This window comes from Halobellus limi, from assembly GCF_004799685.1.
GTDB lineage: Archaea > Halobacteriota > Halobacteria > Halobacteriales > Haloferacaceae > Haloquadratum > Haloquadratum limi.
On sequence record NZ_CP031311.1, the window covers coordinates 816,789 to 829,698 of the forward strand.

At 64.6% G+C, this 12,910-nt stretch carries 11 protein-coding genes; 6 read left to right on the forward strand and 5 right to left on the reverse strand.

Annotated elements, in window-relative coordinates; translation table 11 throughout:
- Nucleotides 1-7: 7 nt before the first annotated feature.
- Complete coding sequence (gene sucC, locus DV707_RS04200) at nt 8-1,153, forward strand: ADP-forming succinate--CoA ligase subunit beta (RefSeq protein ID WP_103990467.1); 1,146 nt, start codon at nt 8-10, stop codon at nt 1,151-1,153.
- Nucleotides 1,150-2,019, forward strand: a complete 870-nt coding sequence (gene sucD / locus DV707_RS04205) for a succinate--CoA ligase subunit alpha (protein WP_103990466.1) — start codon at nt 1,150-1,152, stop codon at nt 2,017-2,019. Before sucC ends, sucD begins: the two co-directional genes overlap by 4 nt.
- Nucleotides 2,020-2,124: 105 nt before the next feature.
- On the opposite strand, the gene DV707_RS04210 is transcribed toward sucD, so the two are convergent.
- Both DV707_RS04210 and DV707_RS04215 read right to left on the reverse strand, forming a co-directional pair.
- Complete coding sequence (locus tag DV707_RS04210) at nt 2,125-2,478, reverse strand: type II toxin-antitoxin system PemK/MazF family toxin (protein ID WP_103990465.1); 354 nt, start codon at nt 2,476-2,478, stop codon at nt 2,125-2,127.
- Nucleotides 2,471-2,710 carry a hypothetical protein gene (locus tag DV707_RS04215; protein WP_103990464.1) on the reverse strand — a complete coding sequence of 80 codons (240 nt, stop codon included), beginning with the start codon at nt 2,708-2,710 and terminating at the stop codon, nt 2,471-2,473. Before DV707_RS04215 ends, DV707_RS04210 begins: the two co-directional genes overlap by 8 nt.
- A gap of 130 nt (nt 2,711-2,840) precedes the next feature.
- Here DV707_RS04215 and DV707_RS04220 point away from each other — a divergent pair, with 130 nt between their 5' ends.
- Nucleotides 2,841-3,278 carry a CBS domain-containing protein gene (locus DV707_RS04220; protein ID WP_103990463.1) on the forward strand — a complete coding sequence of 146 codons (438 nt, stop codon included), beginning with the start codon at nt 2,841-2,843 and terminating at the stop codon, nt 3,276-3,278.
- An 89-nt stretch (nt 3,279-3,367) separates the two neighbouring features.
- Nucleotides 3,368-4,483 (forward strand): DUF7350 domain-containing protein, encoded by a 1,116-nt coding sequence (locus DV707_RS04225; RefSeq protein ID WP_103990462.1) that lies wholly within the window; start codon nt 3,368-3,370, stop codon nt 4,481-4,483.
- Between the two features lie 173 nt (nt 4,484-4,656).
- On the opposite strand, the gene DV707_RS04230 is transcribed toward DV707_RS04225, so the two are convergent.
- Nucleotides 4,657-7,848, reverse strand: a complete 3,192-nt coding sequence (locus DV707_RS04230) for an oligosaccharyl transferase, archaeosortase A system-associated (RefSeq protein ID WP_103990461.1) — start codon at nt 7,846-7,848, stop codon at nt 4,657-4,659.
- A gap of 231 nt (nt 7,849-8,079) precedes the next feature.
- On the opposite strand from DV707_RS04230, the gene DV707_RS04235 reads away from it, so the two are divergent.
- Both DV707_RS04235 and glmS read left to right on the forward strand, forming a co-directional pair.
- Entirely contained in the window at nt 8,080-9,243 is a 1,164-nt protein-coding gene (locus tag DV707_RS04235; protein ID WP_103990460.1) for a sugar phosphate nucleotidyltransferase, read from the forward strand.
- 1 nt (nt 9,244) lies between these two features.
- On the forward strand, nt 9,245-11,050 hold the full coding sequence (gene glmS, locus DV707_RS04240; RefSeq protein WP_103990459.1) for a glutamine--fructose-6-phosphate transaminase (isomerizing): 1,806 nt from the start codon (nt 9,245-9,247) through the stop codon (nt 11,048-11,050).
- 20 nt (nt 11,051-11,070) lie between these two features.
- On the opposite strand, the gene DV707_RS04245 is transcribed toward glmS, so the two are convergent.
- Nucleotides 11,071-12,054: a GDP-mannose 4,6-dehydratase gene (locus DV707_RS04245; protein WP_103990458.1), complete on the reverse strand. Its 984-nt coding sequence runs from the start codon at nt 12,052-12,054 to the stop codon at nt 11,071-11,073.
- A gap of 14 nt (nt 12,055-12,068) precedes the next feature.
- Nucleotides 12,069-12,812, reverse strand: a complete 744-nt coding sequence (locus DV707_RS04250; protein WP_103990457.1) for a sugar nucleotidyltransferase — start codon at nt 12,810-12,812, stop codon at nt 12,069-12,071.
- Nucleotides 12,813-12,910: the final 98 nt, after the last annotated feature.

Below are 12,910 nucleotides of genomic sequence, written 5' to 3' on the forward strand. Positions count from 1 at the left end.
TCGGACGATGCGCTTACACGAATATCAGGCGAAGGGCGTCTTCGCCGATGCCGGGGTACCCGTCCCCGAGTCGCACCTCGCGACGACCGTCGAGGAGGTCGTCGAGGCCGTCTCGGAGATCGGCTTCCCGGCGGCGATCAAGGCACAGGTACACGTCGGCGGCCGCGGGAAGGCCGGCGGCATCAAGATCGCGACCAGCGAGGAGGAGGCCCGACAGTACGCCGACGAGATCCTCGGGATGGACCTCAAGGGCTACACCGTCGAGAAGGTCCTCGTCGAGGCGGGCGTCGACTTCGAGAACGAACTCTACGTGGGAATCACGATGGACCGCGGCGAGGGCGAGCCCGTCGCGATGGTCTCGACCGAAGGCGGCGTCGACATCGAGTCCGTCGCCGAGGAGACGCCGGAAGCGATCGCCCGCGAGCACATCGACCCCGCGTTCGGTCTGCACCCCTACCAGGCGCGAAAGGTCGTCTACGACGCCGGGATCCCCGGCGACGTCGCCGGCGACGTCGCGTCGATCCTCTCGACGCTCTACGACCTCTACGAGTCGAAAGACGCCTCCGAGATCGAGATCAACCCCGTGATGATCACGTCGGATCGAGAGGTCGTCGCGGCCGACGCCGTGATGAACATCGACGAGGACGCGCTGTTCCGTCAGCCCGACCTCGCGGAGATGGAAGACGAGGCCGCCGCCGACGACCTCGAGGCGAAGGCCAACGAGTACGGCTTCGACTACGTCCGCCTCTCGGGAAACGTGGGAATCATCGGCAACGGCGCGGGCCTCGTGATGACGACGCTCGACCTCGTCGATCACTTCGGCGGTCAGCCCGCGAACTTCCTCGACATCGGCGGCGGCGCGAAGGCCGAGCGCGTCGCGAACGCGCTGGACATGGTCTTCTCCGACGAGAACGTCGACGCGGTCGTCTTCAACATCTTCGGCGGCATCACCCGCGGCGACGAGGTCGCGAAGGGGATCAACGAGGCGCTTGAATCCTTCGAGGAGATCCCGAAGAAGGTCGTCGTCCGGCTCGCCGGCACGAACGCCGAGGAGGGAATGGAGATCCTCAACACCGACCTCGTCGACGTCGAGGCGACGCTGGAGGACGCGGTACAGCGAGCGGTCGAGAACGCACAGGAGGCATCCCAATGAGCATCTTCGTCGACGACGACACGCGCGTCGTGGTACAGGGAATCACCGGTGGGGAGGGCAAGTTCCACACCGAGCAGATGATCGAGTACGGCACCAACGTCGTCGCGGGCGCGGTCCCCGGCAAGGGCGGCCAGAAGGTCGCCGGCGTCCCCGTCTACGACACCGTCGACGGGGCCGTCGAGGCCGAGGACGCCGACGCCTCCGTGATCTTCGTCCCGCCGGCGTTCGCCGGCGACGCGATCTTCGAGGCGCTCGACACCGACCTCGACCTCGTGGTCGCGATCACGGAGGGGATCCCGACCCAGGACATGGCGAAAGTGAACAAGCGCCTCTCCGAGACCGACACCCGCCTCATCGGCCCGAACTGCCCCGGGATCATCACGCCCGGCGAGGCGAAGTTGGGAATCCTGCCCGGCAACATCTTCGAGTCGGGAGAGGTGGGCCTCGTCTCCCGCTCGGGGACGCTGACCTACCAGGTCGTCTCGAATTTGACTGAAAGAGGGCTCGGTCAGACCACCGCCATCGGCATCGGCGGCGACCCGATCATCGGGACGTCGTTCGTCGACGCGCTGGAGGCGTTCGAGGCCGACAAGGATACGAAGGCGGTCGTGATGTGCGGCGAGATCGGCGGCGAGGACGAAGAGCAGGCCGCGCAGTTCATCGCGCAGAACATGGACACGCCCGTCGCGGGCTTCATCGCCGGCCGCACCGCGCCGCCGGGCAAGCGGATGGGCCACGCCGGCGCCATCGTCTCCGGCTCCGGAACGGGAACCGCCGAGTCGAAGATCGACGCACTCAACGACGCGGGCGTCCCCGTCGGCGACACGCCGAACGAGGTCGCCGAGTACGTCGAGGACTTCCTGTAGCGATCTCTGATACTGCCGGATAGAAGTCCGCGGGACAATTCGGCACCCCGAGGGTGCCGGTACGATTCCCATAGTTCTGTCCGGCAGTACGAGTCGCCAACTCGGTCAATCGAGACCGAGGCTCAATTTCAACGCCTCGTCTATCTCCCGCATTGGTCCGGCATCGAGCGATCCGACGACCGAGTGGATTCGGTTTTCCACCGAAACGGTTCGAATCTGATCAAGCCGAACTGACGAGTCCTTCTCGAACGGTGAACTCGCCGCTTCTATCTGTACCTCGAACGGGTAGTCCCTATACGTCCCCGTTGCGGGAGCGATGATCGTCGTAGCGGAGTTCGCGTTCCCGATATCGTTCTGTACGACCACGGCCGGACGCGTTTTTTTGAGCTCGTGACCTTCTGCAGGATGGAGTCGGACGATGACGACGTCTCCCCGCCGTACCGTCGGTCCCTCATCCATCGCTCAGTTCGCCCCACGCTTCGGTCGAAGTCTCGTCCCACTCTTCGGCGAGTTCCTGGGCGCTCTCGGACGCCTCCTGATACGCTGTCGCGAGTTCCTCGGCGTCCGGTCGATCTGAATCGACCTCTACGACGGCGACGGTGACGCGCTTGTTCGCGTACTCCGTTCCGAGGTAAATTCGCCCCCGGTCGTCCGTCTCCTTCGTTCGAAGGTCTTTGGCAGTCACTTTCATCGTAGTTCGTCTTCGGACCCGCCGTAGATAGATCTTACCCACTATTACCCACGGCTGATGGATTCGATTTCACGTCCGTTCACGACTGTCACGACCGAATATATATTCCTCGCACTTGAGGTGGTATCCAATGCGCGTCAGCGACATCTGCTCCTCGTCGGTCGTGACTGTCGACCTCAACGCCTCGCTCGCGGCGGCCGTCGACCGGATGCTCGACGCCGACGTCGGGAGCGCGGTCGTCACCGACGACGGCGCGCCGGGGGGCATCGTCACCGAGCGCGACGTGCTCGAAGCGACGCACCGGACGGACGAACCGCTGTCGTCGATCGACGTCAGGCACGCGGCCAGCGCGCCGCTCGTCACGATCGGTCCCTCGGCCTCGCTCCGGCGCGCGGCCCGAAAGATGCGCGAGAACGACGTCCACCGCCTCGTCGTCGTCGACGGCATCGACGTCGTCGGCGTCGTCTCGACGACGGATCTGATCGCCAACTACGGGGAGATCCGCGAGGAGGAGCGGAAACACGCCGACGCGGAGTACGAGTGGCTCACGCGCGAGGACGTGCGGTGAAGGGCTCGATGCGATCGCTCGCTCGACGCGATCGTTCGCTCGACCTTCGGAACGGTCATCACCGTCGAGCCGCAAGTTCGGGAGAGACGATGGCACCTTCACCTCCGACGCGGACCCACTCGGGGAGGACCCGGCGCGCGTTCCTCGGGAGCGTCGCGGCCGGCGGACTGCTCGGGACCGCCGGCTGTCTCGAGACGCTGGGGTTCCAGCGACAGTCCCTCTGGCGGGACCCGCCGCTGGCGGAGGACCGCCCCGACGCGGTCTACGTCCCGGCGGTCACCGAGGGGATGGGAATGTACGGGACGGCGACCGCCGGCCGGTACGGCGTCGCGCTCACCTACTCCTACCCGCACCGCTTCTGGACGCTGACGGGAGTCGAAAAGTCGAAGACGGTCGTCGAGGCCGACGACGACGTCCACCTGATGGCGTCGCTGTGGGACACCGAGACCGGGATGGCCCTCCCGATCGACTCCGGACTGTCGATCGAGATCCGAAACGGGGACGGGCTCGTCTCCCAGGAGGTCGCCTATCCGATGCTCTCCCAGCAGATGGGGATGCACTACGGCGACAACTACCCGCTCGACGGCGCGGGCGCCTACGAGGCGCGGATACGGATCGGCGGCGTCTCGCCCCGTCGGACGGGCGGCTTCGCGGACGCCTTCGAGTCGGCAGAGACCGCGGCGATCGAGTTCGAGTTCCGTCCGGACCAACTCTCCGAGATCGAGATCGCCGAGAGCGAGAACGGCGGCGAGCGCGGCGCGATCCCCCCGATGGAGATGGGTGACGTGCCCGTCGGTCGCGCGCCCGGCGCCGACTCCCTTCCCGGGCGACACCTCGGACGCGGGCGCGCCGGCGACGTCGTCTTCGAGGCGTTCGCGGTCGACAGCGGGGAACTGGACGGCCGGTTCGACGCCGACCCGTACCTGTACGTCTCCGCGCGGACGCGACACAACGGGATCGTCCTCCCGATGATGGGCCTCGAAGCGACGGCGACGCGGGACGGCGAGACGGTCGCGAACGCCCGATTGACGTCGACGCTCGATCCGGACCTCGGCTACCACTACGGCGCGGCCGGCGCCGACGTCTCCCTTCGGCGGGGCGACGAGCTGACGCTCGCGATCACGACGCCGCCGCAGATCGCCCGCCACGACGGCTACGAGACGGCCTTTTTCGACCTTCCGGACGCGTCGATTCGCGTGTCGTGAGTGACTGTAGCGGGCTGTTCCGCTTGATGGACTTTCATTCGGAGTCTATGTATGACTCCACGGAAACTCCACTGAGTCGCTCGACCTCGGACGTGTTCTGGGTAACCACTGTCGCGTTCTGTTCTCTCGCGACGGCTGCGATGAGAACGTCGGAGATCCGTCGCGTCGGGTGGTCAGTTCGCCCGCGCGACGTCAGTCTGAACCGCCGAGTCGCTCAGACTCGACTGCGTGTCGGACGTTGAGCCGTCAGATCCGTCGGTACTCCCCGACTCGTCGGTAGACTCACTATCGCCGGACCCGCCGCCGATCTGCAGCTCCTGTTCGGTGCGTTCGAGTTCGACGCTCACGGTGCCGTCGTCGTCACCGTTGACGTCGCCCTCCGAGACCGAGAGGTTCGACTGGTAGGTGACGATCGACCCGTTCTCGAACGTTCCGGGCGAGGAGATCGTGTACGGGCTCGTCGCGCGCACGCTGACGTTCGTGTAGCCGTTCTCCGGGCCGTACTCGTCGTAGCCGGCCGTCGAGTACGGCAGCGTCATCTCGAAGTTGCCGTTCTCGTCCGTCTCCGCGCGCTGGGTGTAGGCGAACGTCGAGTTCGTGTTCGGGATCCGGAGTTCGACCTGCGCGGTCACGTTGGTGTTCGCGGGCGCGCCGCTGCCCTCGACCGTCGCGCCGGGCACGCGCTCGAAGGTCTTCACCCACGCGGGGTTGCTCGGGACGGTCGCCTGCGGGTTGATGCCGGCGATCTGCGCCTCGCGGCCGGTCGTCCGGAGGATGGAGTTCGCGGCCGAGGTGTCGCTCACGTGCGCGAGACGGTAGTGTTCGAGCGCCTCGACGCGCTCGGCCGGGTACTGGCCGACGCCGCCGATCTGGGCACTGTCGTCCTCCTCGACGTAGGATTCGGCGGCGCTCATATTATCGAAGGTCTGCACGAACGTCCCTTCGCCCTGCGGGTTGGCGGGAACGGTCACCGCTTCGCCGCCGCCGGTCTGAACCTGGCGGTCCTCCCAGTCGACGACGATCGGCGAGGGCGTCTGAGCGCTGCCGTGGTAGTAGTACAGCTTCGTCATCGTGCTGTTGTAGAAGCGCTGGGTGCGAACCGAGGTGGTGCCGACGAACTGCCCCTCGTTCTCGTCGTCGAAGCGGTAGAGCGTCCGGACGAAGTCGTCGCGAGAGACGTTCTCTTCCGCGTCGTAGAAGACGGTCGGCGCGCCGAACTTCGAGCCGGGCGTCGCCATCTGCCAGTCGACCATCACGTAGCGGGTCTGATCGCCCTCGGTGCTCTGGGAAGTGAGGACCTCTTCCGATTGGGTCTCATTCGGCGCGAGCAGGAAGTTCGCGGCCGACGTGGCACCCTGCTGGAACGGGTTGGCGTTCGGAACCCGCTCGCCCTCGACGGTGATCCAGTGGCCGTAGTCCCACCAGGACATCACGCCGTAGGCGCCCTCCGGATACTCGAAGTCGTCGGTTCGCTCGTAGGTGCCGTAGTACTGCATCTGCTCGGCGTTCCCCGCACCGCCGAGGTTACCCTCCTCGGGGGTGTTGCCCTGCATCCACTCCAGCGACTCGTCCCACACGGTGACCGCGCCTGGACCGTTGTTCTGCGCGGACTGCCACGCGGGCGACGTCTGGGTGTTGCCGACGGTGATCGGGACGGCGAGCGCCGGTCCGAGGATCAGAAGGATGGAGGCGACGACCGCGAGCACCTGATACCCGTCGATGTCGTCGACGGCCTCGCGCGCGGAGACGTCGAGGTCCACCCAGCTGAGGATCTGTCCGAAGAGGTAGGCGTTGAAGACGGCGACGACGATGGCCAGATAGTAGTTGAAGCGCACTTGCGTGAACGCCATCGACGTGATGAAGACGGCCCAGACGACGAGGAACAGTTTGTCGGCGTCGTAGTCTGCGAGGAACGTGGAACCGACGATGAGCGCCGAGACGATGAGCAGGCCGGCGACCTGCTCGTCGACGCCGGTGACGCTCTCGATCCCGCCGGGGATGGCCGGGACGAGGAAGATGAGCGCGATGACCGCGAGTGCGCCGGCGACGTAGCCGTACGCCCGCGTGGAGCCTCTCTTGACGAGCGGGCGTGTGTGCAACCAGACTGCGGCCGCGAGGCCGGTGAAGAACGTCAGGCCGTATTCGATCGAGATCCGACCGGCCGCCTCGACGCCGTAGCGCTGGAGGGTCGACGGCGCGATGAAGGGCTGGGCCTCACCGATGGTTCGGGCGGTCGCGCCCGCGGAAAAGCCGACGATGCGGAGGAGGTTGTTAGCGATCGAGTCGACGACTCCGATCGGAAGGATTGCGAGAACGCCGATTCCGACGACGGCGATACCGGCGACCGCGACGGGATAGAGGTTCGTGTCGAGGTTAGTGCTCTCCCATACGCGGGCGAGCCAGGAAAAGAAGACGGCTGCGACGGCGACGCTCAACGCGGCCCCTGGTTGAAGCAGCGATGGGTCGTTCGTCGAAAACGACGTGATTTCGAGAGAGATCAAAGCCATCACGGCCACGACGAACATACTCGTCGCGACGGCGAACGCGGTCGGTTCGGGCGTCCGTTCATTGACGACGTCGCTCGGTATCTTGACTAGAAGGAAGACGCCGACGATTCCCACGAGGACGACGCCCGGCGGCCACGTCCAGATGTAGATCCCGACGAGGAAACCGGCGAAGAGGCTCCACTTCAGCGGCTCCGAGAGCGTGTCGACTTCGCGCCTCTCGAACAACTCCTCGCGTATGACTTCCCAGACCGGCATCGTTTCCTCGGCCTTCTGGAGCGCGACGACGAGTCCCGCGACGCCGAGCGCCATCACGAGCGGTTCGACCGCGTTGTGGTCGGCGACGCCGACGAGGGTCCGGTTGAGGAACGAGCCGGGTAGCAGCATCAGCACGACTGCCCCGAAGAGACCCGAAAGTCGTCCAGCGAGGCGCTTTCCGATGAAATACACCGGAATCACCGCGAGCGCGCCGGCGACTGCGGGCGCGACGAGGAGCGTTTTTGCCACGAGTTCGGGACTGGGCGATCCTAGACCGACGATCAGTGCGACGGTCGCGACGATCTGATCATAGAGCGTTCCGAACTGGCCGGCGAACGTGCCGTAAGGGAATCCAGTCCACGGATCGAACGGCATCGTAGATGGCCAGTTTTGGACCGTATACATCGTCGATCTGTAGTGATACCACGCGTCGTTTCCCGAGAAGAATACCTCACCGTCTCGGATGAAGTTCGAGTACGATTGCATCCGGAAGGCGAACATCGCACCGACCACGAGGAGGAGTGCGGGGATCTGATACCAGTCTTCCACCAGATCGAGGATCGACTGACCCCTTCCATCGTCTGTTTCGCTGCGCGAACCCATTATGGAGTGACTGTTTCGGAAAGGGCGAATAAGCCTTGTGAAGTGTCGATTACAGAGATACGATTTTTCAAACCCGCGCTGGTAAGCAATACCGTAATTACCTGTCTTCTCGGTCATAAGGCTATTTGCGGCGGTTACTCCACGCATAAAAAAGTGGGACCTGCGGGCCGTCGGGTATCGAGAATGGGTGTCCTCCGGAAAACATATCACGCGGGATACGGACCCCAATGTATGAAAGCGGTTATTCTCGCGGCCGGAGAGGGGACACGTCTCGAGCCCCTCACGGCCGTGCGGCCGAAACCGATGCTTCCAGTGGCGAACAAGCCGCTGCTCGAATACGTGGTTGAGGCCGCAGCCGAGGCAGGAATCGACGAGATCGTCATCGTCGTGGGGTACAAACGCGAGCGGATACAGAACCACTTCGGCGACGGCGACGACTGGGGCGTCGATATAGAGTACGTCCTTCAGGAGAAACAGCTCGGAACCGGACACGCGATCCTCCAGGTGGAAGACGTGGTCGGAGACGAGTTCGTCGTACTGAACGGAGACTTGATTATGGGAAGCGAATCCGTCGAGCGGCTCGTTCGACGGCGCGAGGCTACGGGAAACACGGTGATGAGCGTTATCCGCTCACGGCAACCGTCGGCATACGGCGTCGTCGAACTCGACGGCGACACCGTGGTGAGCGTCGTCGAGAAACCACCGGAACACACCCAGCCGTCGAACCTGATCAACGCGGGTGCGTACGCGTTCGACCGGTCGATATTCGACGCGATACGGGAGACCGACTCGCCAGGCGAACAAGCGATAACCGACACCCTCTCGCGGATCGCCGGTCACGGCGACATCGAGGGAGTTCGGTTCGAGGGACAGTGGCTCGACGTCTCGCACCTCTGGGATCTGTTGTCGGTGAACGGGAGGATCCTCGATCATATGGCTGCCGCGGATCACCCGTCAGTATCGGTCCACGAATCGGCAGTGGTTTCCGACAACTGCGTCGTCGGCCCTGACACGTACGTCCGAGCGAACGCGACGGTCCTTCCGGGCGTTTCGCTCGGCGCTAACGTCGAAGTTGGATCGAACGCGGTCGTCTCGAACAGTGTCGTGTTCGCGGACGCGACGATCGAACCTGGCGCGGTCGTTCGGGATTGCATCGTCGGCGAGAACGCGACAGTCGGCGAGAACGCGACAGTCAGTGGCGGCGACACCGACATCGTCGTGAACGGCAATCACTACGAGAACGTCCGTCTCGGGGGTGTCGTCGGAGACAACGCGGATCTCGGCGGCGGCGTGACGGTTTCGCCAGGGACCGTGATCGGGAACGGCACGACCGTCGCTACCGGCGCGTCCGTCTCCGGGCGGATCGAATCGAACGCGACTGTTCGGAGGGGATAAGATGTGTGGAATCGTCGGCTACGTCGGCAGTTCGGAAGCGCTCCCGATTCTGGCGACCGGGCTCAAGAACCTGGAGTACCGCGGGTACGATTCCGCGGGTATCGCGCTCGCCGACGGGGACGGCATCGAAGTCCACAAGCAGGCGGGCGAGATCGACGATCTGGAACTTCCCAGCAACTCGCCTGAGACGATCGGCGTCGGGCACACGCGCTGGAGCACGCACGGGGAACCGACGGACGCGAACGCGCACCCGCACGTCGACTGCACGGGCGACGTCGCCGTCGTCCACAACGGAATCATCGAGAACTACGCGACGCTCAGAGACGAGCTGGAACGGAGCGGGCACGAGTTCACCAGTGAGACCGACACCGAGGTCGTCCCGCACCTCGTCGAAGAGGAACTCGAAGGCGGTGCGTCGCTCCCGGAGGCCGTCGAGGCGGTCGTCGAGCGCCTGCACGGGAGTTACGCGCTCGGCGTCGTCACGCCCGAGTACGACGGCATCGTCGCGACTCGCCGAGGCAGCCCGCTCGTCGTCGGCCACGGCGACACGGGAAATTTCATTGCGAGCGATGTCACCGCGTTTCTCGAACACACGCGTCGCGTCTCCTACATCGAAGACGGCGACATCGCCTACGTCACGGCGGACGACGTCGTCGTAGAGCAGGACGGTCAACGGGTGGAGCGGGCGGTGGAGACTGTCGAGTGGGAGGCGGAGGCCGCAGAGAAGGGCGGGTACGAGCACTATATGCTCAAGGAGATTCACGAACAGCCGACGGCGCTCAGACAGGCGATCTCCGGTCGACTGGACGAGTTACACGGCGACGTCGACCTCGACATCGAACTCCCCGAGGAGTACCTCCAGTCGCTGGAGGAAATCCAGATCGTCGCCTGCGGGACGTCGTATCACGCGGGGATGGTCGCCGCGCAGCTGTTCGAAGAGCACGCGTCGGTCCGGACGTCGGTCGAGATCGCGAGCGAGTACGAGTTCCAGGGCGGGCGTGATCCGTGGCGGACGCTCGTCGTCGCCGTCACGCAGAGCGGCGAGACGGCGGACACGCTCTCGGCGCTCAGAAAGGCGAATCGGAGCGGCGCTCGTACGCTCGCGGTGACGAACACCGTCGGCAGCACGGCGACTCGCGAGGCGGATCACACGCTGTACATCCGCGCGGGGCCGGAGATCGGCGTCGCCGCGACGAAGACCTTCGCCTCGCAGGTCGCGACGCTCACGCTCCTTTCGGTGTATCTGGGTCGCCATCGTAGCGAGTTGGGATCGAGTCGCGCGAGCGACGTGCTCGCGAGCGTTCGAAACCTCCCGGGAGCCGTCCAGCAGGCGCTGGACGCCGAGTCGCAGGTGCTCGAAGTCGCGGAAACGTACGTCGACAGCGACGCGTTCTTCTTCATCGGTCGCGAGCTCGGCTATCCGGTCGCGCTGGAGGGGGCGCTCAAGCTCAAGGAGATCTCCTACGACCACGCGGAGGGGTTCGCCGCCGGCGAGCTCAAACACGGCCCGCTCGCGCTCGTCACACCGAATACGCCCACCTTAGCCGTGCTCACAGAGGGAACGCGTTCGAAGGAGACGCTGAACAACGTCAAGGAGGTCGAATCCAGGGGGTCGCCTGTCGTGGGGTGTTCGTCGCTCGAAGACGGCGGGCTTCTGGACGCGGCGTTCGACGTCCCCGAGATCGGCGTGATGGAGCCGCTCGTCGCGAACGTCTATCTCCAGTTGTTCGCCTACCACGTCGCGAACCTGAAGGGCCGGCCGATCGACAAGCCGCGGAACCTGGCGAAGAGCGTTACGGTGGAGTGAGCGTCGACATTTAACCCTAATTAGGAGTTCCGGACGAGCGGTTCGTACCACTCGCGGTTCGCCTCGTACCAGTCGATGAACTTCGAGACGCCTTCGCGGATGTCCGTGGTGGGCTCGTAGTCGATCAGCTCACCGGCTTTCGAGACGTCGGCGTGGGTGTGTCGCGCGTCGGCGTCTTTCGCCTCCTCGTGGACGATGTCGACGTCTGCGCCCGTCTCGGCGACGATGTACTCGGCGAGCTCTCGGATCGAGATGTTGTCGTTCGAGCCGACGTTCATCGACTCGCCGTCGGCGTCGCTCGTCTCCAGTAGCGTGCGGTTCGCCTCGACGACGTCGTCGATGAACGTGAAGTCGCGCGTCTGCTCGCCGTCGCCGTAGATGATCGGCGGTTCCCCGTTCAGACAGCGCGAGACGAAGTTCGAGATGGCCATATTCGGACGCATCCGCGGGCCGTAGACGGTGAAGTATCGGAGATTTACGGTCGAGAGGTCGCGGAGGTCGTCGTAGACGTTGCAGTAGTGCTCGGCGGCGAGTTTCGTGACCGCGTAGGGACTCTTGGGATGGTTCGGGTGGTCCTCGTCGTAGGGGAGGTACTCGGGAACGCCGTAGACCGAGGAGGAAGAGGCGTTCACGACGCGGTCGACGCCGTGATCCGCGGCGGCTTCGAGGACGGTCACGATGCCGTCGATGTTGCTCTCGTTGTAGGCCTTCGGGTGCTCGACGCTCGTTCGGACGCCGGCCTTCGATGCCTGATGGAAAATCACGTCGACGTCGTTCGAGGCGACGACCTCGTCGACCAACTCCTCGTCCGTCGTCGAGCCCTCGACGAACTCGAAGTGGTCGTCACCCGCTTCGTGGCATACTTCGAGGTTGTGTTCCTTGATGCCGAGGTCGTAGTACGGATCGAGATTGTCCAGGACGACGACGCGGTGGCCCGCGTCAAGGAACCCTTCGGCGAGGTTCGAGCCGATGAATCCGGCACCCCCGGTGACTAGCACTTGCATACGGCGGCGTTCGATCAGGCCTCTTTTGTCGGTTCCGGTTCCGACCCCGTGTCGGTCTGCTGTGATTCGTCGCCAGTGAGGCGTTCCTCCGCTCGGTCGCGGTTCTCGGGATACCCGACGTCGATGCGCCAGCCGTCGAGGCGGATGGCGTCGATTGTTCGGCCGGACTGAATCAGGAGATCGATCGCGTCAGGGAGTTCGTACTCGCCGCGGTCGGAGGGCTGGACCAGGTGACAGGCGTGGAGGATGGCGGGGGTGAACGTGTAGAACCCGGTCATCACCAGGTTCGACGGCGGGTCCTCGGGCTTTTCGAGGACCTCCGTGATCTCGCCGTACTTGTTGGTGTTGCAGACGCCGTAGCGACTCGCCTCCTCGACGAGGAACGCGGCGTCCGCGCGGTCTTCACGCTGTCGGCTGACGACGTCGCCGAGGTTCCCGCGGAAGATGTTGTCTCCCAACATCAGCATAAAGTCGTCGACGTACGGCTCGGCCGTGAGGAGCGCGTGTGCGAGCCCCTTCTGCTCGCGCTGGTGCGCGTACGTGATCGGAATTCCACGGTATTCGTCGCCATAGCGCTCCATAATCTTCTCTTTGAGGTAGCCAACGACGACGAACTCCTCGGCATCGAGGTCGATAAGATCGTCGAAGACGTGCTCGACAAGCGGCTTGTCGTTGGCTTCGACGAGGACCTTCGGCTTGTCTTCGGTGAGCGGGCGGAGGCGGGTACCCTTGCCCGCGGCGAGAACGACGGCTTGCATCGTGGGATTTTCTCTTGCCGCTCGGCATAAGTGATGGAATCCAAATAATACGGAATACCGATGTTTTTCAGTACCAATTCAGTAGATTGATGAGGTGG